This is a genomic window from Fluoribacter dumoffii NY 23 (genome assembly GCF_000236165.1).
In the GTDB taxonomy this organism is placed as follows: Bacteria; Pseudomonadota; Gammaproteobacteria; order Legionellales; family Legionellaceae; genus Legionella; species Legionella dumoffii.
Genome location: NZ_CM001373.1, coordinates 1,929,278 through 1,954,779 on the forward strand (window position 1 = coordinate 1,929,278; position 25,502 = coordinate 1,954,779).

Consider the following 25,502-nt stretch of genomic DNA (forward strand, 5'->3'; position numbering starts at 1 on the left):
GAGAGGGCCTAACTTTTCTTATCCTTGAATTAATTCTTCAACGGTCCATTCATCATTTTCCAGGATTTTGGCAATTACCTTATTAAATTCCTGTGCAATTAAATCTTTGCAATGCGCCGAGACTGGGCCATTGATTGAAATGAGGTACTCCCCTTCCTGGTTTTTGGAAAACAAGACCCAAAGAGACCGATTGCTTACAGGACGGTCTTCACTTCCAAAGTGATTTGCATAGTGAAATTTAAGGTTGGTCAAACCCATATCAGGAATTGCTTTAATAAAAAACGAGGGCGTAATATTCACAAGGATTCGCAACCGTTCCGGTTTTTGCAAAGGCAGATGCAAATGGAATAATTTATTCAATTTTCTTTTAAGCGAGGCATTAAAACCAATTGCCTCTGCCCAACTTAGATATTTCAGGTAAAAATCAACTATTAATGAATTCAGTTTGGTTTTTTTAAATTGTTTTGCAAAACGCAATTTGTTCCAGCTATAAAATAAATAATGGCTGATGGTTAATCCCGAGTCTTTGAACTCGCTGTTTTTAATCACATGGGAACACTTTTGAAAAGTGGCGGTCTTTAATTGTTGCTCCTCAATTGACCGAATAAAATCAGTAAAACTAAATCGCTCATCCAGGGTGATATTTATGCGTTTATATTCGGAGAACATGCCGACAACAGAGTTAAATTGACTCCCCTCTCTGCCGCTGTGTATTTGGATAAAGGGAATTTTTTTCTGATGGCTTAGCTTATAAAAAACGAGATGGCAGGCAGCAATCAACCCGGTACTGACATTGATATTTCTCGCTTGATGCCATTCGATGAATTGTTCTGCCCGATGTGAATCAATTGGGTAATGGTATAAATACTTTTTCTGGTTCTCTACTGGCATAAAATATTTATGCCCCAAATACAGCATTTTAAATCCCCTGTTGTAATTCTGCCAAAAATTAATTTTATGTTTTAAATTGGCAGCATAAAGGTGATTATTTTTTTTAACAAAATTAAGGTAAGAATCTTTTTCGGGTTCCAACACCAATTGCTGGCCTTGCGCAAGTTGCTGATAATATTTTTTAAACTGGCTCAATATCAAATCGCATGAAGGGCCATCAACAATAATGTGGGGGATAATCAGATGTAACTCATGCAAATCACTGTTAATTTTGTACAGATAGACCCCGATAAGCGGTTGGCGGGTGAGAGGAATTTCCCGCTTCATATTGCTTTGAAATTCCTGATCAAGCTCCTTTTCTTTATTATTTAGGGAAATATCTTTATAGACTAATTCGAACTGCCCCTTTTTATTTAATACCTGTGTGGGCTTTTCCTTGTCGAATCGCAACCAGAAAGCACTGTTTTGCTTCACAACAGCATCCAGTGCCTGGGCGACATAATCCTTGTTCAATTTTCCCTGAATTTGCAAGCGGGTGCCGATATTATAGGGATAGTCTAATCTGTTGAGCACCCAAAAAACGTATTGAAAATCACATAAAGGGACTTCTTCTCCTACTCTATTTACCGACACCTGGGGTACTGTATTATTTTCAAAATCAAATAGATGATGCAGCTCATCGGCGATATTCTTCGCAATCTTGCCAACACTGGGTTCGTTAATAAAATATTCAATCGACAGGTTGAGTGTGGGGCATTGCAATTTATCATGAATGCGATTGCGAATTTCTATGGCCATCAGTGAGTCCAGGCCTAAAGAAAACAACCCATCATCAACCTTGATTTGCTCTATATCATCCAGACCTAAAACCTCCATGGCAATTTCACGCAATGCCTGACTTAATATTGCGATACATTCCTCCTTGGAATGTTGGCGAAGAGAAATTAAAAAATGCTGATCTGCCGGGAGTGTATGCTTGATTAGATCTCCCAACCATGCCTGTTTGGGTGCGTATTTAAAATAAATATCCCAATTTACAGGACATACAGCTACTTGCACCAAGGAGCTTTTTAATAAAACATCAAGCACATCAATACTGTCTCTATCTAATAAAGTAAACCCTCGTTGCTGGATTGCCTGTCCCAAATTTGCAGTCATTCCTATTGAATGGAAGGGCCCCCAGTTAATGGTCAGCGCCGGTAAACCTTGATGTTGCCGCAGGGAAGCCAAACCATCCAAAAATCCATTAGCTGCAACATAGTTTGCTTGCCCCCGTGCCCCGAGTACGGATGCTGAGGATGAAAATAAAACAAACAGATCTAGAGGAATATCTTTGGTTAATTGATGCAAAATCAAGGCACTGTCCATTTTTGCACTAAGTACACTTTGCATCTCATCATCTGTTAAATTCACCAATAGACCATCCCGGACGATACCGGCAAGGTGGAAAACTCCTTGAAGCCGGTTGGAACTTTGTTCAATATCAGCAATGATGTGCTCCATTTGCTGATAATTACTGGCGTCTGCTTGATAATGTTTAATAAATACTTGTTTTTTCCGGGCACGATCAATCATCAGCTTGGTTTCGGGAGAGCATTCCGATCGGCTGGTTATCACAATATGATGGGCACCTCGGTGGATAAGATACTCAATCAATGCTTTCGCCAAAGCACCGGTACCCCCTGTGATTAAATAAGTTGCATCGCTTTTAAATAACATCTCTTGTTGTGCAAGATTTGCTGCAAGCTGCGTTTTCTTTAAACGGGGAATATAATACCCATCGCGGATTGCAAATTGATTTTCAACACTATTGCCAGTAAACAGATACTTTACTATTTCCGGCAAAGTACTATTAGCCCCTAAATCGATTGCATAATTACTACCCAGTTCAAGCTCATTGCTAAAAGTTTTCCAAAAAGCGCAAGCCATGGTGTGATAAGGGTTGACCTTATCTGTGGGGTGAATGGCATAGGCATTTTCTGTAATCAGAATGAAACGGTTAGGCCGTGACTTGAACATCATTTGGCAACAATGAAACAGGTCGTTAAATTGACTCTGGTGATAGAGAAAAATAATGTTTTTATTTTCAATAGGACCTAATTCGTTGACATTCCTGATTAACTGATAATCCAGGTCCCCTAACAGGGTTTTAGCTTTATCCACGTCATTGGAGATGACTAGCAGCTCCGGCATTTGCGTTTGTACAAGCACGTTAAATTTGAAAGGATTCCATCGGAGTTGATACAAGTACTGGAGATAGGCTTCATAGGGAATAAAATGGCTTTGCGTCACTTTTCTCAGTTTAAATTTTTCAATCTCACCGATCTGTAACCCTGAGTTATCATAAAATTTGATATCAAAACATAATTCATTCTCATGGCTGGACACTCTCTGAATTACATTGATCCAAACACTTCTTGGCGCTTCCTGGATTGTGGTCATTCGGGCAAAAGTATAAGGCACAAAAGTTGCGTGTTCTTTCTGATGCATTCGCAGCAGCAAAATACTTTGCATAATGCCATCAAGCAAAACAGGAGGATAATAATAGCCAAGGGCTTGATTGGTTTTAATCACTGCCACTTTTGAAAGCACACTCTCCGCATGAAGAAAACTCTCTTGTAAAACGCGCAGCTCTTCGCCATAAAACAGGGCATTTTTGTTGAAATAATCATAAACTTGGGAGCCCTCAAAATGACGATCCGCAGTTGATTTTAATTCATTAATATTAAGGGATTCGGTAATAGCCGGTACGTGCGTATTGAGTTCCATTTCAGAATATAACTGCCAATTTTCCTCTTGTTTGGCAAAAATGTTGATTTTATATTCGAGGTCATTTTTCAGTTTTACGTGTACTTGAAACTCCTGATCTTGTTTCGGATACAACGGACGCTCAATGTGAAACTTTTCAATTGAAAAGGAATTACGCTTTAATATAAGTTTGGCAGCTGCCAATCCCGACTCAATAAATGCCGTAGCTGGAAAAATGACCTTATCAAAAATAAAATTTTGGTTGATATAGGTTACATGGTCCAAATCCAGTTTATTGCTAAAGAAAAATTCATTGCCGGGAAGTGAAAACATTTGCCCTAAAAGAGGATGGACCCTATCGGCTGATGTCTTGTTAGAGGTTTTCTTGTCAATCCAGAATTCTACAGAATCAAACACATAATTAGGCAAGCTTACTTTCCTGTATTCATAGTCCTGGTTCTTAAAATATAAAACCCAGTCGACTTGTTTACCTTGCATGTAAACTGTCAGCACGGATCTAAGTGCAGGTTCCTTGTCTAAATCAAGGGTACTGATTTTTCCATGTGACAAGGCAAACTGGCCTGTTTCTAGCATCTGGCTTGCTTCTTGGGCATCATGGGCTGCCAAAGCAAGGCGGTAAGGATAATGATCGCGGCATGTGGCTGCAGTAAAACAAATATCGCCAAACTCTTCAGATGTGGTTGCCAGGTAGTGCTGATACTCCTGAGCCAGATGCTCAAGGGCCGGCTGCGAATTGGCAGAAAGCACCATTAACTGGAGCTTGCCGGATTCAACTGTCGTCTTTTGATCTGCGACTTTAGGATGTTCTTGTAAAATAACATGGGCATTTGTACCACTAAAACCAAAGGCATTTACCCCTGCATATCTTGGCTTGGAGCCTGTGTCCCAATCAATTTTGTGCAAGGGCAGGCGCATATCTCCTAAATGAATATGGGGATTTAATTTTTTAAAATGGAGCAATTTGTAAATTTTTTTCTTTTGCAAACTGATAACGGTTTTAATAACACTCGCGACACCAGCAGCACTTTCAAGATGGCCGATATTGGTTTTAACTGCTCCAAGGTACAGGGGATTATCCTGAGAGTGCCCCTTCCCATAAACCTGGTTGATTGCATGAACTTCTATGGGATCTCCCAGGGATGTACCCGTTCCATGCGCCTCAATATAGCTGATATCACTACTGGATAAGTCAGTTTGGCTTAAAGCCTTCATCATGACTTCTTCCTGGCTTTTGCCATTGGGAACAGTCAATCCCGCAGATCGCCCGTCACTGTTTACGGCAGACGCTTTAATGACTGCCAGAATATTGTCTTTATCACGCAGGGCATCCGTTAACCGTTTAAGGAAGAGGATACCGCAGCCTTCTGCACGCGCATAACCATCTGCATGTTCATCAAAAGTTTTACAATAACCATCAGGGGCTAAAGCCTTGGCTTTACATAAAGTAATATTTGACTCAGGCGACAACAATACATTTACCCCGCCAGCCAGTGCATAATCAATTTCCCGATTTTTTAAACTCTGACATGCATAATGAATGGCGACTAATGAAGAAGAGCATGCAGTATCCACACTGATAGAGGGCCCTTTAAAATCAAAAGTATACGCTACCCGTCCCGGGATAAGATTGGAGACATTTCCGGTAATGGAATAAACACTTAACTCTTCATTGGAGAAGCCTGCTTTTTCCAATTGCGCGTAATATTCATTGGGCCCTACACCTGCAAATACTCCGGTCATACTCCCGCGCAATGACTCAGGTAAATAATTCGCATTCTCCAAAGCCTTATAGGAACATTCCAAAAAGATGCGTTGCTGAGGTTCCATTAATTTCGCTTCGCGCGGGCTTATTCCAAAAAAATTGGCATCGAAACATTTAATATTTTCGATTAAGCCCAATTTATTCACATAGGATTTTCCCGGCGCATCCACGTCCGGATCGTAATATTTTCGATTATCCCAACGCTCAATTGGAATATCACGCATGCCGTTTTTACCCTCTTCAAGCAAAGCCTCAAAGGCGGCAATGTCAGGGGCATTAGGAAACGTACAGCTCATTCCAATAATGGCTATAGAATCTTCCTCTTGTTCAGTCTCCGTTTTGGATGAAGGTTTGGCAATCAGATGCCTGTTAAGTTCTGATTCCATATGCCGTGCAAGTTTGTTGATGGAAGGATAATCAAAACCTATGGTAGCCGTCACTTTAAGTGTGGGTGCCAGTTTTTCCTTAAGCTTGCTTGCCAGCTCAGTGATCATTAATGAGTCAAAACCCAATTCAAAAAACCCTTCATCATCGTCCAGGTCTTCTGCATTGGTTATTTCAAGAATGTCATTACATATCGCACACACCAAATTTTTGCAGGCCTGGAAACGGTTTTCCTCATTTAATTGAAGATAGTCATCAAGCCATGGCGTCAAATCTTTATTGGCAGCTTGCTCTGTCCCAATCAGTTCATCGGCTAAATATTTATGGAAAGCAGGTACAGGCTTGGGAACAAAATCCAGCATAAACTTGAGGTATTCGGGCGAAATAATGGCAGCGTGGCCAATCTGATCGTTGATAAGAATTTTAATGAAGGTATAGCCTTGTTCATTACTCATTAAAGAGTTTTTTAAACTTTGATCCTGAGAGCGTTTTTTCGCCATCCCTGCCTCGCCCCAAGGCCCCCATTCAATGGCGGTTCCGACCAAACCCAAACGTTGACGTTCAGCAATTAAGGCATCAAGGAAACTGTTTGTTCCACTGTAAACAGATTCTTTATTACTTCCAAATACAGAGGAAATCGAAGAGTAGACAACAAAGAAATCGAGCTCAAAAGGCTTACTCAACTCATGCAAATACCAGCTTCCCTGGACTTTGGCAGCAAATAGATAATCTACATCTTTATCCTCATGGTCAAGCAAGGAAGCTTTAACCGCCGCTCCCGCCGCATGAATTATTCCTTTCAGCAAACCATCGGCATTTAATTCTTCCAGTAACTGCCGCATTTTTTCTTTGTCAGTCACATCAACACTTACAGTACGGATGATGCGGCCGGTATAATTGTATTGAATTTTTTTGATGGCTTCTTTTATCGCAGGTTTATCCGCATTCCTTGAGGTAAGGATAATCTCCCGCGCACCGGATGAAAGCAAAGCCTGGGCAGTCACCAGACCTAATCCCCCACAACCACCAGTAATCAGATAGCGGCCTTCTCCGTATAAAGAGCGCCTTCTATCCAACAGTTTGGTTTTTTTCAAACGGGCAACAAGACGCCTACCCTCGCGATAAGCAACTACATGTTCATACCATTGTTCGTAATTATGCCTAATTTCATCCACGATGTACCCGGGATAATTTTCATCCTCGGTTTGTTCTGCATCAATCACGACCGTATTAAATTGCGGCAATTCCAAAACTAAAGTTCGGCAAAATCCAATAAGCGGGCTGTTACTCAGGTTAATTTCCCCTGCTGCAAGCTCGGCGATCGCCTGGGTTGTGAGCACAATCAACTGTGGAGCTAGGGCTTTACTGTCGAGTTCTTTAACCACAGCTAAAAGTTTTTTTATGGAATTCTTTTGAAACTCGATACTGGTTTCAATAGCTGTTGTTGTTGGCGCATCCAGTCCCATTGCAAAAATAATCCCATCCAATTGCTCTAATGGAGGGTTTTCATCCTCAAGAACAATATCCAATCCCTGTGCTTTAAGACGGGGGGCAAGATGGGGCGCCCCAATGAGAAGCCAGTTATTACCCTGGTTTTTACGGTTATTTCGAGTACAAGGTTGTTGCTGCCATTGTAATTGAAAGCACCAGTCTTTAGGCAAAGGAGCATCTTTTAATTTATCTTTGGTTTCAAACCAATATTCTTCGCGGGCAAATTCGTATAACGGGAGTTTCACTTTCCTAAATTGGGTATTGAATGACTGGTAGAACTCAACCCAGTTAATCATAAAGCCTGCTTGATAATCCGACTGTAATTGCGCTAAGGATTCGCGGCGCTGCAACGGAAATGGATTGGCTTTTTCCTTTTTAATTGCATGGATGGTGTATTCACCTTTTTCCATAAGAGCGGCTGCCTCTTTCGCTGTACGCGCCTGAATGGCAGTGCGAAATAAAAAATGACTGCGACAGGTTGCCGCCGTATAGCAAATGTCTGCAAACTCTTCAGGAGTATTCGCAAGATATTTCTGATAACTTACTAAAAGTAATTCAAGTGCTTTTTTGCTTTTCGCAGAAAGTACCAATAACGATTCCTGCGGGAGGATGCGCTCCTGTGTTTCTGCGGGTGGTGCTTCTTGCAAGACGATATGGGCATTAGCGCCGCTAAATCCAAATGAACTCACACCCGCACTTCGTAAACCTTCTTTCTTAGGCCATTCCATGGTACCCAAGGGAATGACTGTATTCTTCAATTCAATGGCAGGGTTTAATTTTTTAAAGTTAAGGTGTTTGAATAACTTATGGGTTTTTAAACTTAAAACCGCCTTGATAACGCCAGCCACACCAGAAGCACTCTCGGAATGGCCTATATTCGTTTTTACCGAGCTCATATAAAGTGGATTTTCGAGGCTGTGGTAATCGCTGAAAATTTTACCCAGCGTATTTGCTTCGATAGGATCGGCCAGCGGCGTACCCGTACCATGTGCCTCGATGTAATCCACTTCCTCAGGTGATAATTTTGCTTTAGCAAGTGCACTGCGGATTACTTCTTCCTGGGCAATCCCGTTCGGAACGGTAAAACCACCGCTCTTACCATCACTATTAATCGAGGTCCCTTTGATTACTGCAAGAATCGTATCGTTGTCTTTCAAAGCAGAACTTAAGCGTTTTAAAACAATCACGCCACATCCTTCACTGCGTGCATAACCATCCGCATCCTCACTGAACGTTTTGCAACGGCTTTCAGGGGATAACATCCTGGCTTTGGAAAGGGTTATGTTGGAGTCTGGGGCCAACAATATATTTACACCGCCGGCAAGTGCCATATCACAATCGCCATTTTGCAAACTCAGGCATGCATCATGAATGGCAGTCATCGATGAGGAACATGCTGTATCAATAGCCTGGATTGGCCCATGAAAATCAAAGGCATATGCCACTCGACCGGGTATCGCATTTAAAACATTACCTGTGGCGAAATAAATATTGAGATCTTCCAAACCTACACCCAGGCCAGCCAATAATCGCGGATACTCATTTGTACCGCAACCCACAAAAACTCCGGTTTTACTGTCCTTTATTGCAGACAGGGGGAGATTGGCATCTTCCAGGGCATGATAACTCGTTTCCAGAAAGACCCTTAATTGGGGTGACATGAGTTTGGCTTCGCGGGGACTGATATTAAAAAAATCCGCATCAAAATTTTTAATATTCTCGATTAAACCCAGTTGCTTGATGTAGAGTCGTCCCAAAGCATTGACGTCTGGATCATAAAATTTTTCATTATCCCAGCGCTCCAGGGGAATATCAGACATGCCGCTTTCGCCGAGTTCCAATAAAGATAAAAATTCATCGATGTTCCCTGCTTTGGGAAAACGGCAACTCATGCCAATAATTGCAATGGGTTCGTTGTTGAGTACTTGAACTGCGGGTTGACGAAATACCGGTTCTGGCATTAAGACTTGTTGTACATGCCGGGCTAATTTGTCCAGGGTCAAGAAAGCAGGAATCGGCATTTTATAAGAGAACATCTCATAAAGAGTTTGCTCAAGCTCTGCCAATGATTCCTGATTGAAACCCAAAGAACCAAAATCCTGATCTTCTTCGATCGATTCCTTTTTTAAAAAAGATTTTATTTGCTTTGCCAACTGTGCTTTGATTGATTCTATTTGTTGCTCTTTGGATTGTTGACGCAGAGAGTCAAGCACATTCATTTTTCTCGGCTCATGCCAATAGGACTTTCTATCAAAACAATAAAGAGGTAATTCAACTTTCCTGGAGGCAAGTTCATCGGCATCAATTTTGATGTTAAAACCGCTAAGAAAAGCTTCCTGAATTCGCACCGCATCGAGATCCCTCAAAACATGAGGCTCTTTTTTTACTGCAGCTTTTTTGATTTCATAATCCTGCGCTGCAATTTTTCGCCCTAAATCCTCTTTATCCTCAGCAATTATTGCACAACGGTATTTAAAATGGTCGCGACAATTGATTAAGGTGACACAAATATCCTGCAAAGATGCCGAAGTGCCTTGAAGATAAGAGGGATATTGCTTTAGGAGGTGCTTTAAAGAATGCTCGCTCTGGGCTGAGAGGACAAAACAATTTGCTTGTTTGTGATCAGGGCCCGTTGGCTGCGGGGGGAGATGATCGGATTCTTCAATGATGGCACTGACATTAGTGCCGCTAAAACCAAAGTTAGATATTTGTACATACCTCTTTTTCTTTGTAGATTTCTTAAAGCGTGTAGCTTGTATAGGGAAAAACACAGGGATGCTTTCCGGATCTATGGCTTTATTAGGTTGTGAATAATGCAAGTTGGGCGGGATTGTTTCATGTTTTAACGAAGCAATCGCTTTGATTAGCGATGCTACCCCCGATGAGGCGATACTGTGTCCCATATTACTTTTTAAAGCACCCAGAATCAGCGGTTGCTCTTGGGTATGGCATCCTTGATGGATGTGTTTAATTGCATTAAATTCGACTGAATCACCTACAACCGTACCGGTTCCATGGGTTTCAATGTAATCAATATCATTTGCCGTCAAATGCGCTTGCGCCAATACTTCTTGATGCAGGGCAATTTGTGCCTGGATGTTAGGTGCGACGAGAACGGTTCCATCATCGCCATCCTGATTCATCACAATGCTTTTAAGTAGGGCATGAATTGTATCCTTGTCTTTCAAGGCATCGCTTAAACGCTTGACAATAACAACACCACAACCCTCACTCCGGACAAAACCATCTGCATGCACATCAAAACTGCTGCATTTATCCGTGGCGGACAACATATTGGCTTTGGTAAGCCCTATAAAGTTTTCAGGACAAAGATTCAGGTGCACCCCGCCGACTATTGCCATCGAACATTGCCTGGTCCTTAATGAAGTTGCAGCAAGATAAAGTGCTGCCAAGGAAGAAGAGCAGGCTGTATCCACCGCCATGCTGGGGCCTTTTAAATTTAGAAAATGGGAGAGCCTTCCTGCCGCAGCACTGCTTGCTGCCCCAATTTGCGTATAGGCATTAAACTCGATATGGTCTTTATAATTTAATTGGCTGTAATCCTGAGCGGAAGTGCCATAAAAAACCCCTGTATGGGTATCATTTAAAGAGCCAAGGGTGATGTTGGCATGGTTTAAAGCGCGAACAGCTACCTCTAAAAACAAACGGTGTTGGGGATCCATTTGTTTGGCTTCAACTGTAGAGATTTTGAAAAAAGGAGCATCAAATAATTGCGGATTATTGAGAAAGCCTCCTTTACGGCCGATTATTTTATCCGCTCTCTCGCGATTCGGATCATAATACTCGTCAACATTCCAACGGCTTTTAGGCACTTCTTTGATAGGCGAAGTCCCTTTAAGCAACATTGCGAAAAATGCCTCAACATCTTCTACATCTGAATCAACCCCAGGAAACTGGCAATTCATTCCAATGATTGCAAGAGGTTCATTAAGAATATCGGTTACATTATTTTCCTGGTTATTTTTTACCACCTTAACACTCCACATGGGGCATAATTCCCGCGCTGTTACCAAAATAAAAAATAGCAATAATAGGGACTTATAACAAGGTATTGGTTATCTTTTGTGTGATAGGTACCACTCTTATGGAACTGAATTTTTCTTCTATTGCTTATTCATCGATCCCCAACAAGTTCTGAGAACTGAATGTTCATCTCAAGAGCTTTCTATTTAACTTAATAGCACAAAAAAAGACACTGCGAAAAAAAAACGGCGATTTTCAGATGATTTTTGTCACTGGATGCCGTTTTAATGGGTTGGAAAAACACATAAAGTCCCCCTAAAATTTAAAATAAAGGGTTTAGTAGCTCGGCTACTTTATCATCTTGGGATAAACGGGGTAAATGAAGTTGATTTCACTCAATGCGATGCAGAATGACCTGGCAAAAACTTTAGCCCTGAAGTTATTCGCTCCAGACACTAATTTTTCGTTAACTGAAGGGGGTTCAACTTTCAAAAGAGAACAGTGTCTGGAAAAAATCCTGGACTATATAGACTGGATTGAACAATTGAATATCCATTCAGTCATGATCATGAGCCCGCCTTCCGTTGAAGCCTTATGCCTCTGTTATGCGTTGGTGCTGTCCAATAAAACTTATATCCCTCTACATACCTCCTCTTCATCCGAGTTACTGGAAGTGTATTTAAAGACCTATCAAGTCGATTTATTGTGGATTCACCCTCACCTTATTACCCAATTCGCCGAGGGGTTTAAAAACAAACTGCTCCAGCCCAAGAATAAAACCTTTTTTTATTATTTGCCGAAAATTCAGCAAACGGCCTGCATCATCCCGGGAATTGTACTGTTTACCTCGGGAACAATGGGCCTTCCCAAAGCAGTCCATTATCAGTACCACACCATTCATAATTATTTATCCTGGTGTCTTGATGAATTCAGAATAAATCCGGAAGATCACGTTCTATTCATCTCAGAACTTTCATTTATTGCTTCATTGCGCCCCCTGTTTGTACCTGCGATTGCAGGAGCAAACATCACCTTTATTGGCGGCAACTCCCCCAACAAATTGCAATGGATGACCAAGGCACTCATTCATCACCAGATCACGGTACTTAACTTGACGCCCACTTTTTTTAAACTGTTAATGAATCAGCTGAAAAGAACCCAACTGCTTCACCACCTCTTCCCCGTGCGTCTTGTCCTTTTAAGCGGTGAGCCCATCGACATTGAGCCAATTAATCGCTGGTTTGCTGAAATAAATACTGAGACTGTTTTTTATAATTTATATGGTTCCACGGAATGCTTATTACCCTTTTACAAAAGGATAAACGCACCGCTTGCAGAACAGGAACGGCTTCACCTGGGACAACTCAGAGCGGGCTGTGATTATAAATTATTACCAGATGCTAGAGGCTATGAATTATGTATCGCCGGAGCATTATCCACTGCGTACTTTGATGAAGACCTGACCCATCATCACTACATCACCATCAACAACCGCCGTTATCTGAGAACCAAAGATTTTGTCAAACTCGAAGAAATAAACCAGAGAAAAGAATTATTTTTTTGTTCGCGCTCGCAACGTCTTATTAAACGATACGCTCAGCTTATTAATTTGGATGAGCTTGAATTTGCTTTAAAAAAATCTTTTCCAGAGCTGGATTTTATTACTTTTTCCGATGAAGAAAATGAAAATAAAATCTACCTGGTCATAAAAACGCTTCCTGACGACGCTCTCCTTAAGCAAATAAAATTTTTTCTCAAGTCACATTTTCCTAATTACATGCATCCCAATGAATATATTTTTACCCGGGAAATTCCGCTGACATCGAGTGGAAAAATCAATTATTTTTTATTGAAGAAAAAATTTACTCCTCAAGATGCAAAATTTATATTTGAGTATTTTACACGCTTTTTTGATAGACAACCTATTGATATCGAAAGGAAAATTGTTGATTTAGGTCTTGAATCGATTGATTATCTGGAAATGGCCGAGGAATTCCTGAGAATAACTGGAAAATGGCTGGATGTTGCCAAAATTCACAATGAAATGCGAATCGCAGACATTGGTTCCTGCCTTGTAGAGCTGAACTTAACCCATGCAAGCCCGCAAAATAAGGTCATGCTAAACCCGCTCCAACGAGGCTTTTATTCCAAAGAGCTGGATGAACATTTTGATCAAAGTCTGTGTATTATAGCATCCCTTTGTCTGCAAGGAATCTCTGATATAAGGCAGTTGGAAATTGCTATCGCTGATACCCTCGCCAACCACTTTATGTTGAACAGCAAATTAAAGTGGATTGATTCTGACTATTTCTTTGTCAGTGCCGGCATGCAAACGGATTTTAATTTAAGAGCTCCTATATTCTTTTCAAAAAAAGAACTGCAGCGCCTTATCACAACAGTTCATGCCGACCGACTGGTCAGAATTTATGTTCAAAAGAAAAAAAATCATTACTTTTTGATAATGGCCTATCATCATATCGCCCTTGACGGATGGTCTGCAGCATTAGTGCGCGAAGAAATTTTTCGCAGATACGAAGGAACTCATGAAATAAAATGCATCAATCAAGAAGAGGAAATTAACGCCCTGAACCGGGCAGCTGAATTCCGGGAACATACTAAAAATACTCTTAGGGAGCTAAAAACTAGACTCTCGCAAATTAACCCTTATGAATACAATCACCTGGAACCTCTTTTTCAAGGAACTTTGGAAAATAGAAATACCTGTTTTACCCTGGAAAAAAAATGGGTAGACCAGTTTGCCCATCAACACCAAATTCAAGATTCCCCTTACAGTGTTATTTTTGCTTTGGTGTTCCATCAAATGATTTCGCAAATAGCCGGGGTAAATAAATTATTTTTTTACATGAGTTTTTCCAACCGCAATTTACCTATTCCCCATATCAAAGAGCTGATAGGCAATCTGGCCACCGGGTTGCCTGTATTTTTCAATAACAAAAATTTAACCACACAAGAATTTGCCGCCCAAATCAAAGACAACTTTACTCTTTATTTTAAAAATATGAGTTATACCCGGCTTGTGGAAATATGGGAGAATGAAATTATCAATCAGCGGTTTATGTCCCCCCGACATCAGCGTTATCGATTGGTTTATACCTACATTAATAAAATTACCGAGGATGAATACATCCAAAACAAATACATTGACTGGGACAAATCAATAAATGAGACACTGCCCGAGAACTCGGCAAATGTTTCGGGAAAAAAGAAAGTGGCCTTTTTAAGAGTCTATAATATGGGTCCGCATTTTGTAGTGATGCTGAGTACGCAAATGAAGAAAAAAGTACATGATCTGCTTTTAACTCAACTGCACGAACTAATGAATAGTCAAAGATAAAATACAAACGAGCATGTGGTTGATATTATTCTTTCTTATTGCGAAATAGTATTTTCTTTTTTATGCTTCTTCTATCAGCCCAATACTGACAAACAGATGAAAAAAATCACCTCATGGTTTACCAAACCCACAATCAGTGAACCTCCAGAAAAAAACCTTCCTTTAGCTGAGTCGCAGAGTAATTCACCTAATGCCGAATTTTATGCCGATTATTTCTCACTGATTGCCAAAGGGGCAAAGCTCAAACTCATTCAAGCGATGTTCGGCCTTAATTTGTTTGTCCTGTTTGAAGATGATTCTTCAGTTCCGGAACGCGAGATTATTGAAAAACTGGGGTTAATGCCTATTAGAGCCAAAAAATGGCTGCATCTGCTCAGCAGTGAAGGCTATTTGGTAAAAACAACGATTAATAATCAACCCGCCTACCGGTTACCCCCCGGGTTTATCAAGCTCATCCACAGCCATCGGTGGTGGGGAATGCAGTTTTTCTTTAATAGCTGGATTGAAACCGAAGAGGAAAACTTGGCGGATGTTTTGCGTTTTGGCAAAATCAAACGAACGGCCCCCTGGCCGCCAAAAACAGATTCTCATGCAAACTGGCTTGAGAATTGGATGAAAAACACTTCAACCGCAACCATTGAATGCATCCTGGAGCACATTAATTTTCAAAAAGTAACTACTCTTTTGGATGTAGGCGGTGGCGATGGAACAATGTCTTGCGCTTTTGCGACAGCACATCCTCATTTAAAAGCTGCGGTATACAACCTGCCTTTATCAGCACAGATGGCAAGAGAAAATATTGCGGCGAAACAGTTGAGCGATCGCGTCCAGGTCATCGAAGGAAATTTTCTTGAGGACAACGAATTTCCCACCGGATTCGATCTCATTTTATTTGCACGCGTTCTTTTTGACTGGAATGAACAGGTCAATAGAAAATTGTTAACAATGGCCTACCAGGCTTTACCCAAAAACGGACTGGTCGCTATTTGTGAATTTTTTAAGAATTACAATCACGATGTTTGCTTTACCTGCGAATATCGGTATCTTTTTAATGATGATTTTGCAGCCCATGTGATGAAAACCAAAGAAGAGTACTTCAGCATGTTAGATGATATTGGATTCACAGTAATTCCTCTCAAAGCCGATGCAGAGGAAAAGCATCCTCTTGATTATTCTTTAATTTTGGCGAAAAAATAATCTCATCTGCTTCATGTGTAAAGCCGTCAGCCTATTGCGGAATAGCTTTTTCTTTTTTATGCTTGCTTTTATTACTCCCTCAATAAATCCACCTGAAAAATGATAATGTCATGGTTCAAATCCTGGCTGCCCTCCAAAAATGAGGGTGTCCTGCAAAACAACATGGATGTACCCGAAGTCGCAAATCAACCAGAAGAAGGTAATTACGACTTTTATGCGAATTATTTTTCGCTCTTTGCAGAAGGGGCGCGACTAAAACTTGTGGAAACTATGTTCAGCCTTAATGTATTTGCTTTGTTTGAAAACAATTACTACGTTTTGGAACAGGATATTATTGAAAAACTTGGACTTATGCCGCTGCGGGCAAAAAAATGGTTGTATCTGCTCACCTCCGAACATTTTTTAAGAAAAATAATGATTGATAATCAACCTGCCTATGAACTTCCCGAGGGTTTTATTAAACTGATGCACAGCGATCGCTGGTGGGAAATGCAGTTTTTTTTCTTGAGCTGGATGGTGGCTTCGGAAGAAAACCTGATCGATGTATTGCGTTATGGCAAAGTCAAAACCAGTGTTTCCTGGCCGCCCAAAAAACATTCCGAGGTGTTATGGCTTGAAGACTGGATGCACAGGACGGCAGAACAACCCATCAACTGTATTTTAGAGCACATAAATTTCAATAAAATCAAAGCAGTTCTTGATGTAGGCGGTGGCGACGGGACAATGGCTTGTGCTTTTGCCACGGCACATCCTCATTTAAAAGCTGCAGTTTACAATTTGCCTATGCCAGCTCAAATGGCAAGAAGAACGGTTGCATCCAAAAATTTAAATGATCGAGTCCGGGTTATTGAAGGGAATTTCATAGAAGAAAATGAATTCCCTAAAGGCTTCGATCTCATCTTGTTTACCCGCGTCCTTTTTGATTGGGATGAGGCGACCGATAGAAAATTATTAAAAATGGCTTATCAGGCACTACCTAAAAATGGCTTTGTAGGGATTTGTGAATATTATAAAGAAGAAAATCATGATCGATGCCTTGCCTCAGAATATCGCTATATTTTTCATGATGATTTTACCCCGAATGTCATGAAAACAACTGCAGCCTATCGCCAGATGTTACACGATATTGGTTTTACCATTATCCAACCCAATGATGAGCCTAAACCCCCTTTCTCCTACTGCTCCCTTATTTTGGCTCAAAAATAAAAGGATTTAATTTAAGAGAGCATAGTAGCTGTAAGGATTCAGTTTTTCACCAGACGGCAAAAAATATTCATCATTGCAATTTGTTCAACATTGGTTGGAGTGGCTTGCAATAGTGTAGGCGAATACACCACAATCGCCAAACACTGGGCCCTTGAGACGGCGACATTGATCCTGTTTTTATCAAAGAGAAAATTAAGGCCCCGCGGTGACTCCTCCACATTACTCGTACACATGCTTAAAAAAACAATCGGGGCTTCCTGTCCCTGAAATTTATCCACACTTCCTACTCTAGCCTGTTCACCAAGGGCAATTTTTAATTTACTCACCTGATGGTTGTAGGGAGCAACAAAAAGAATATCATTCCAGCCGATGATTCTTTGAACTCCATCCTTTTCTTTAAATGTTCTACCCAAAAGTTCCTGGGTTAATAATACAATCTGCTCCACTTCCTCATCACTGGCTTGTGTATTGCCCTCATGGAAAACGGGGATGGGAATAATTCCTGCTTCTTTATTCAACCTTCCCCAATATCCCTCAGGTACACTTATTAACTGCTGGGCGTTTCCAGGTGCGGTCTCTAATTTCCCTTCATAGATGGCCTCGCTGATAAACTCATTGACTGACGGATGCATTCTGTAGGTAGTACCTAGAAAAACCCCCAAAGAATCTGGAATGGTAGGCGTTGTATGCAGTAAATAATCTAATACCGATAAACCACTTTCGTCAGGATGGCTTCCTTGTGAAGGTTGCCCTAACTGCATTTGATCGCCCATTAAAATAATATTGCGGGTAGAACGGCTCATCGCAATTAAATTGGCAACACAGACTTGTCCTGCTTCATCAATGAATAGATAATCAAACGAATCTGCCAATTCTTCTCTGGTAAAGCCCCATGCTGTTGTGCCTATAACACACCCTGGTTGAATGAATTCGATTATCTGTTCATTATCCAGTAGGGTAATATTCAAATCGTCAATTTGCCCATCGGTATTTCGGGCACAGGCAAAAAAACCTTTTATTCCTTGTTGGTTACAATAATCAGCAGTCTTTACCAACAAATTATTGATTGCCTTATGGCTGTTTGATGAAATACCTATTTTTTTTCCTCTTCGTACCAGTTCTGCAATCAGATGTCTTCCTGTAAAGGTTTTTCCAGCTCCCGGTGGTCCTTGTAAGGTAAGATAACTATTATTCAGATTTAAAACCGCATGAGTAATTTGTGCTAACCGTTCATCCGGATGGTGGCTTGGGGCTATAGGCGCTCCTGGGGGGTGATCTTTAATTCGTGGATAAGCTCTCCCCAAAAAATCAAGTAGGGCAGTGTTTTCCAGCATCCCTTGTTCAAATGCGGCGGCCTGCTTTGCAATTGCCTTGGGAATCGAATGAGGGTCAACAAATTCATTGGGGATTAAAGTCACTGGATCAGTAGGCTCTTTTTGCATTTGTAGAACAATAATTCCCTGCTCCAAATCACTATCGTCTTCACAATATGCCGCAGTTAATGTTTTCCCCCCTTCGGTTTTTTCGCCCAAAACATAATATTGCTTGGCACTTCCTTTAAACTCCTGTTGCGGATCAAAAAAATATTCATAGGCTAAATTGCGTGATTTTGGCCTCGGCTTATAAGGAAGTTTGGGAGTGCGCCGACAATAAGCCAAACAATCAATATCATCAAATAATTCTTCCCGGGTTAAACCCAATCGCTCAAACATACGCCAAAATACAGGTTTCGCTTCACGTCGATGAAACTCAATAGACCAGGCGAAAATTAAATGGATTTTCGCTAATTGCATGTTCGCTGCTGTTTTTAAATGTTCTGCTTGCATCAATAACCGATCGCGCAATTGGATATGCTCACCCAAGTCTTCTTTGGGCTTCACTTCAACAGGTTCGCTGTTACCCAAATATATTATGCCTTCTTCTTTTTGCCTTTCCCTGAGCCAATCCACCAATTCCTGCGTGGAATTGCAATCATCCATATTGTAGGCGCGGAGATCATTTAGTATTTTGGAGGTGTGCCAATGTTCCCCATCAGGATGTTCTCGCCAATGTTCATAAACAACTACGGAATCCCCCCCAGACCCCACCGCCGTATCTCGCTTGCCCCGGTATAAATGCTCAATATTTTTAATGGAATAACGAGGTTCGCCAATAATCATGGACGCTTTTACAATTTTATATAAATCAACAAACACTTCATGGCGCAAGAGCTGATCGATTTCCACCTCACAAACCCCATAACGTCCCATTAAACGGCGACAGGCAGAAATTTCATAATTGGCATAATGATAAATATGCATCTGCGGCTCTTCTTGCCAACGTTGGTATACCCACTGTACGAATGCTTGAAAGGCTGCTTTCTCCTGCTCGCGGTTATGTGCCCAAAAATCTTTATACTGACGCTTTGCCTTTTCATCAAAATAGGTTATGCCCCAAAGATACTCCAAGCCCCCCTCTTCCAGAGGAAACCCTTCAATATCAAAAAAAACATCCTTGGGGGATGCAGGCGGCAACAAAGCCAAACCTTGTTTTTGTCCTGGAACATGAGAAAACAACTGATACAAGGGAATTTCCTTTCCGCTGCTTTCCTTTTGAATTTTAGCTTGGGCTTGCAAACGCATGAATCGTTCAGGCTTAACCCCTTTTATCGAGGAAATTTTTGCCTGGGCTAAAGCGGTCATGGTATTAATTCCTGCTTGATGCAGTTTTTTAATTTGTCCTGAGGTAATATTTGCGACCTGGATTAAATGATCTGCCTTGGTTAATAACTCTTGGGCGTAATTAGTCCACCGTCCCCAATTTTTAGACGCAGCAGGATCAGGACAGGAGGCCGGATCAAAATTTTGATGTGCCAATAAAAACTGTTGTTTCAGATTTTGATAAAAATAATAATAATCTGCCGTGCGAAAGCGTTTCTGTTCCTTGTCTCCTAATACAACAGTGATGTATTCCGTAGCAGATCCTTGCATTGTTTCGAGCATTTCTGCATAACAACACAATTGCAGCAAAAATCCAGGTTTTACTGATTTGGCCCACTTGGTATCCCAAACTTCATAACAGTAATCCCCAAACCGGCTCTTACCCGCTACCTTAATTAAAAAATCCGCATAGCCCTGGAAGGGAAAGAATTGTAAATGGGCTTGATAAATCACATCTGCCCCATTTTCCATTGCCTTCAAGGTAGACTCATAGGAATTTGCCTGCTCACGCAAATTAACCACAGAACATGCTTGGTCTTCAAATTGGCTGAGCAGCTCTAACTCATGTTGGTTTCCCAAATGCTGCAATACGTCAATTAATTGATCTTTCTCATCAGGTGCAGGTAACAAATCAGGATGAATCACTGCAAGATGCTCTATCCACGAGACAAAGGGACTTTCCATAAATTGAGTAAGATCCGAGGGGGAAAAAATTAATTGATCTGATTCGAAATACATTTTGAAGAGTTTTAGGTGGATTAGTGGGTTATCCTAAAATTATACTAAAAGATGCATTCAGGGAAGCATGCAACTCTTTTTGGATATGAAGAGCCAAGGAAAAGATAAAGTCCCGGACTATCCGGTATTTCTGTTTTTCTAGTATAAATTTCACAGATGGCGAGATAAGATTGTTTGTTTTTTATCCTATAATAGTTATTAGTGTACACACAAGAGTGTCCGAGCCATAGTGTATTTATTGCTCTCCAGGCATTCTACTCCGGGATGAAAAACCCTATGAGACCTGAAGTAAAGCTGATAATAGACGCTTTAAATGCAGTTATTGACGAAACAGCAGATTTCAACTGTTATCTGGATAAAATTGAATTTTTAGAAGCAGAAAACCGCGTGTTGGTTTCTACCCCAGTTGAGCAGGACATCAAGGCAAGCAGAAATAATAAATATATTTTAAGGGATAATTTCTTTAAAAAATTTCTAGGTGTTCCCGTAGAAAACATCGAAGGGAAATATGCTTTCTTAATTCCTCTTGATGAATTAAGCCGACTGAAAATAATTACCGAAAAGATGAAGGCCTTACAAAATCCCCCCGTGCAAAAAAACAACTCAAACCCAGATAAGGAATCCAGACGGTCACCAATTCATAATTTAAAAAAATTATTAGAACGGATAAAACCCTCAGAAGAGGTATTATCAAAACTTGGCCCAGAAATACATTATATTCATTTTAGTAGTTCGCCGGATGTAATACCTAAGGGCCGGCATTTCATCCCCCAAGCCATAGATAAAAAAATTAAAGACACTACCCTTGCTGTTTTAGCTGCACTGGATGCCCGTCAAGGCCTTGATCATACATTGTTCATTAACTTTACCGGGCATGAAGCGCCTGTAGCAAATGCATTATATATGCATGGGATTGACTGCATCTGGCAATTGTCCATCGTGTCTGATGAAACCTCACAAATAAGAATTATGGATCAGTTACAGGATTCTTTACCCCGGGACGAATTGTTATTACATTCGCCGCAACTGCATGATTCTTCATTGGGTTTAATTCTTGAGCCCAACCATGGCTTCACTGAAATTGAGGAAGAGAAACTACCTGCCTGGGATCGCTTGAAAGAATTCGGAATTCAACAGGTGGTTTTATTAACTGAGAAAAATTTCAATCAGGGGAAATGTATTTATCCGCTTGAGGAGCATTACTTCGAAAGCGAAAGAAAATTTTATTCCTGGATCCAATCAGTACCTCAAAGTTTTAATTTATGGGTTATTGGTGTAGGACACTTTAAAGAAAAAACCGAGGAAGATTGCCAGACCATTGAAGAAGCTTTCAAGATCCACACTCCCCCCTCTCCCGTAACCTACAAATTACCGACTCATTATTCGCTTTTCAAAACCTCCCAGATTTCTGGCACTTATACATCCCCCCTAAGCTTAAATGGAACCATAAAAGTAAATACAAAAGAGGAAGATGAGAATGAAAGCACACTCGGGCTCGATTAAAATCATTGGGAGGTCTGAACTCAGGAATTTATGTGGCAACTTAAGTACGTTAAACGAAGTCCTCTGTAACAAAAAATAGTTTAAAGTAAACGGTCACCATGATTATCACAAAAACTTCATTGTTCGGCACTTTCCCTGGCAATAACCTTTGAGTGCCTGAAGATTAAAAATGCCAAGGACCTAATAAAAAATTATCAGTATTGTTGTAAGGCCTCAATGCGTTTTTTTAAAGGAGGATGGCTGGAAAAAAGAGCAAGCCAACTTTCTTTATCGGAGATTTTCATAGTATTAAATGCCGGTGCCCGCTCATCTCTTGGCGTTTTATCCTCAAGTTCCTGCAGACGGTATAAGGCTTTTATCATTTTGTCTCTACCTACGTATTCTGCTGAGCCTCGGTCTGCTCGAAATTCGCGATAACGAGAGAACCACATTACAATCAGGGAAGCGAGAATTCCAAACAGCAGTTCAAAGATTAGGGCAACACTATAGTAAACGAAACCACCTTGCACCCCCTCCTCGTCGTCTCTTCTGAAAAACTGCATCACCAGAAATGCAGCAACACGGGCAAAAAAGATTACAAAGGTATTTACTACCCCTTGAATTAAAGTCAGAGTTACCATGTCCCCATTGGCGACGTGGGCGAGTTCATGTCCCAGAACTCCTTGTAACTCCTCTTCATTCATTGTATTGAGCAACCCAGAGGAAACGGCTACCAGCGCTTTATTTTTATTCCACCCAGTGGCAAAAGCATTAGGTTCGGGGCTATCGTAAATTCCTACATCAGGCATGCCGATATTTCTTTTTTGGCTTAAATTCCTTATTTCTTTCATCAACCAAAATTCAGCCTCAGTTTTGGGTTTGTCAATTATTTGAACATTAAAAGCATGAATTGCCATCCATTTGGAAATAAACAGGGAGATAAATGCTCCAGTAAAACCAATAATTCCTGCATAAATTAATAAAGCTTGGTAATTTAATCCATATTGGGTCAGATACGGCCCAATATTGAACAGACTCAATATAAAAGAGATTACCACGAGAATTGCGAGGTTAGTTGCGAGAAATAAGACTATTCTTTTAAACATGATTTTCCTCATGGATTGCTCTTCCTTATTTTAATTATAGTAGCTCACATCATGATATTAGTGTGGTGACTGACAATAAAAACTCATCCAATCGAGAGATAAATTATTATCTCATTTGAGAAACCGGCCGCTGGCATCCTATAATTAGGAAACGTTAAATAAGCCGAAAAACCATGGAAAAATTTTTAGGGATAAGCGAAATTTTTGATTATGGACTTTATTTACGGGGCATTTTAATTACCTTATATGCGATTGTTATTTTTCGCACCAACTTATCGCGCCTTTATGGAAGCCATACGTGTCTGGATTTTATTATCTATATTATTTTAGGTGCGATTTTAGGGGAAGCTATTGTCAATAATATTCCTCTTTTACCCTCCGTTATTGTCTGCACAATTATAGTGGTAATGTATAAAATAATGGCTTTTTTAACCTATAAAAGTCATAAAATCGGGAAATACATCAAGGGAGAAAAAATTATTCTCATTAAAAATGGAAAATTGGTTAAGAAAAATCTGGATTGTACCCGGGTTACTGTCAATGACATCTTGCAATCGTTACGGTTGCAAAACGGAACCAATGATCTTAAATTAGTAAAGACAGCTATCCTGGAGCGAGGAGGGGAAATTTCATTTGAAATGAAGCGAAAGAAACCTGCCCTAAATACAAACTGACCCTTTTTCAATACGCTAAAATTGTTCAAGGTGCGTATTAAAGTTTGAAATAAACTTGATAAAAATGGCCTAGGCATCTAAATTCAGATAGGAGGTCTTCATCCCACCCTTTTTAGGAAAATTATGGGATTTTTTGTTTATAATAAGGGAATAAAACAGGGAGGCTGAATGATAAAAGGAAAATTCTCCAGTATCAAATATGATCTACAAGCATCCATTGTAGTATTTCTTGTTGCTTTACCCTTATGCCTGGGCATTGCATTGGCATCTGAAGCTCCTTTGTTTTCAGGAATAATTGCCGGAATAGTGGGTGGTTCCGTTGTTGGCTTTCTTAGCGGATCCCCATTGGGGGTCAGTGGTCCGGCAGCCGGGCTGGTGGCAATAGTACTCGGGGCTCAGAAATCATTGGGATCTTGGGAAGCCTTTTTATTTGCAGGATTTATTGCCGGGATCTTTCAGGTAGTAGCCGGATTTTTGCGGGGAGGGATTATTGCTTATTATTTCCCCTCTGCGGTAATTAAAGGGATGCTTACGGGGATTGGGATCATCATCATTCTAAAGCAAATTCCTCATTTGATTGGCTATGATATTTCCCCTATTTTAACTGATTTAGGCGATGGTCGGCTCGAATATTTTTATATTGAAAGAGCGATTGAGCACATCAATTATGGAGTAGTCATTATAAGCATTGTGTCGCTTTTTATAATGTTGTTATGGCAGTTTCTGCTAAATAAGGGATTTAAGCTTTTTGAACTGTTACAAGCTCCATTGGTAGTCGTTTTATGCGGATTTTTACTATCCTGGCTGTACAAAAATGGATTGCTCCCGTTCCATTTAGAGCCTACTGAGCTCGTGCAAATTCCTGAATTCCAAGGGGTTGCCAATATGAGCAAAGTAATCACGTTACCTGATTTTCATCAGTTTACTAACCTAGAGGTTTATAAAATAGCAGCCACTATCGCTTTGGTCGCCAGCCTTGAAACTTTACTATGCGTTGAAGCCACTGATAAACTGGATCCTTATAAAAGAGTTACCCCCACAGACAGAGAATTAAAAGCACAAGGATTGGGAAATATGCTTTCCAGTTTAATTGGAGGGCTGCCTATCACGCAGGTAATTATACGCAGTTCCACTAATATTACCTTTGGAGCGCGAACAAAGTTATCCGCAATTTTGCATGGATTCCTAATTTTAATTTGTGTGCTCAGCATCCCTGGTATTTTAAATCAGATTCCACTAGCTTCATTGGCCGCAATTTTAGTCATTATTGGCTATAAATTAGCGAAACCCTCTGTGTTCAGGGAAATGTTTAAAGCAGGCTGGGAGCAATTTTTACCCTTCATTGTTACCGTAGTCGGAATTGTGGCCACTGATCTACTTTTTGGTATTAGCATTGGCTTTGCAGTAGCCCTCTTTATTATTTTACGTAACCATTATTTAAATTCACACGATACCAGCATCGTTATGGAAGAAGGCATAATTTACCACGTGGAGTTAGCTGAGGAAGTGTCCTTTTTAAATAAAGGGAGCATCATTCATCAATTTCGAAAAATTCCACCCAAAGCTTCTGTAATCATTGACGGGACCCGCTCAAAATACATCGATAAGGATGTGCTGGAGGTTATCAACAATTTTCTGGAGAGTGCTAAAACAAAAGACATTACAGTCGAGATGCGTGGAATCCCGTTGCAAATGACGTAGTTTGTAACAGGTCTGGTATGGAGTTAGCACACTGATTTTCGCTAAGAATTACACATATTTACA

Annotated in this window: 9 protein-coding genes; 6 read left to right on the top strand and 3 right to left on the bottom strand. The window is 40.5% G+C overall.

Annotated elements, in window-relative coordinates; genetic code table 11:
* Positions 1 to 18: 18 nt before the first annotated feature.
* Positions 19 to 11,304 carry an SDR family NAD(P)-dependent oxidoreductase gene (locus KYQ_RS08635; RefSeq protein WP_019349872.1) on the bottom strand — a complete coding sequence of 3,762 codons (11,286 nt, stop codon included), beginning with the start codon at positions 11,302 to 11,304 and terminating at the stop codon, positions 19 to 21.
* Positions 11,305 to 11,660: 356 nt separating this feature from the next.
* On the opposite strand from KYQ_RS08635, the gene KYQ_RS08640 reads away from it, so the two are divergent.
* The 3 genes from KYQ_RS08640 (at position 11,661) to KYQ_RS08650 (ending at position 17,039) form a co-directional block, all read left to right on the top strand.
* Positions 11,661 to 14,636 carry an AMP-binding protein gene (locus KYQ_RS08640; RefSeq protein ID WP_010652969.1) on the top strand — a complete coding sequence of 992 codons (2,976 nt, stop codon included), beginning with the start codon at positions 11,661 to 11,663 and terminating at the stop codon, positions 14,634 to 14,636.
* Positions 14,637 to 14,732: 96 nt separating this feature from the next.
* Entirely contained in the window at positions 14,733 to 15,833 is a 1,101-nt protein-coding gene (locus KYQ_RS08645) for a methyltransferase (RefSeq protein ID WP_276558985.1), read from the top strand.
* A gap of 162 nt (positions 15,834 to 15,995) precedes the next feature.
* Positions 15,996 to 17,039: a methyltransferase gene (locus KYQ_RS08650; protein WP_231294642.1), complete on the top strand. Its 1,044-nt coding sequence runs from the start codon at positions 15,996 to 15,998 to the stop codon at positions 17,037 to 17,039.
* Between the two features lie 38 nt (positions 17,040 to 17,077).
* Here KYQ_RS08650 and KYQ_RS08655 read toward each other — a convergent pair whose 3' ends face one another.
* Positions 17,078 to 20,476, bottom strand: coding sequence for a TM0106 family RecB-like putative nuclease (locus KYQ_RS08655; RefSeq protein WP_019349873.1), 3,399 nt, complete (start codon positions 20,474 to 20,476; stop codon positions 17,078 to 17,080).
* Between the two features lie 276 nt (positions 20,477 to 20,752).
* On the opposite strand from KYQ_RS08655, the gene KYQ_RS08660 reads away from it, so the two are divergent.
* Entirely contained in the window at positions 20,753 to 21,979 is a 1,227-nt protein-coding gene (locus tag KYQ_RS08660) for a hypothetical protein (RefSeq protein ID WP_019349874.1), read from the top strand.
* Positions 21,980 to 22,173: 194 nt separating this feature from the next.
* Here the strand turns inward: KYQ_RS08660 and htpX are convergent, their stop codons facing one another.
* Positions 22,174 to 23,064, bottom strand: a complete 891-nt coding sequence (gene htpX / locus KYQ_RS08665) for a protease HtpX (protein WP_010652964.1) — start codon at positions 23,062 to 23,064, stop codon at positions 22,174 to 22,176.
* Positions 23,065 to 23,237: 173 nt separating this feature from the next.
* Between htpX and KYQ_RS08670 the strand changes: the two genes are divergently transcribed.
* Together KYQ_RS08670 and KYQ_RS08675 are read left to right on the top strand one after the other, a co-directional pair.
* On the top strand, positions 23,238 to 23,738 hold the full coding sequence (locus KYQ_RS08670; RefSeq protein ID WP_019349876.1) for a DUF421 domain-containing protein: 501 nt from the start codon (positions 23,238 to 23,240) through the stop codon (positions 23,736 to 23,738).
* A gap of 168 nt (positions 23,739 to 23,906) precedes the next feature.
* Positions 23,907 to 25,439 (top strand): SulP family inorganic anion transporter, encoded by a 1,533-nt coding sequence (locus KYQ_RS08675; RefSeq protein ID WP_010652962.1) that lies wholly within the window; start codon positions 23,907 to 23,909, stop codon positions 25,437 to 25,439.
* Positions 25,440 to 25,502 lie beyond the last annotated feature (63 nt).

What these genes read in the sequence shown, in the direction of transcription:
- KYQ_RS08675 (WP_010652962.1), top strand. Translation starts at nt 23,907, where the DNA reads ATGATAAAAGGAAAATTCTCCAGTATCAAATATGATCTACAAGCATCC.
- KYQ_RS08660 (WP_019349874.1), top strand. Translation starts at nt 20,753, where the DNA reads ATGAGACCTGAAGTAAAGCTGATAATAGACGCTTTAAATGCAGTTATT.
- KYQ_RS08635 (WP_019349872.1), bottom strand. Translation starts at nt 11,304, where the DNA reads ATGTGGAGTGTTAAGGTGGTAAAAAATAACCAGGAAAATAATGTAACC.
- htpX (WP_010652964.1), bottom strand. Translation starts at nt 23,064, where the DNA reads ATGTTTAAAAGAATAGTCTTATTTCTCGCAACTAACCTCGCAATTCTC.
- KYQ_RS08640 (WP_010652969.1), top strand. Translation starts at nt 11,661, where the DNA reads ATGAAGTTGATTTCACTCAATGCGATGCAGAATGACCTGGCAAAAACT.
- KYQ_RS08645 (WP_276558985.1), top strand. Translation starts at nt 14,733, where the DNA reads ATGAAAAAAATCACCTCATGGTTTACCAAACCCACAATCAGTGAACCT.
- KYQ_RS08655 (WP_019349873.1), bottom strand. Translation starts at nt 20,476, where the DNA reads ATGTATTTCGAATCAGATCAATTAATTTTTTCCCCCTCGGATCTTACT.
- KYQ_RS08670 (WP_019349876.1), top strand. Translation starts at nt 23,238, where the DNA reads ATGGAAAAATTTTTAGGGATAAGCGAAATTTTTGATTATGGACTTTAT.
- KYQ_RS08650 (WP_231294642.1), top strand. Translation starts at nt 15,996, where the DNA reads ATGGATGTACCCGAAGTCGCAAATCAACCAGAAGAAGGTAATTACGAC.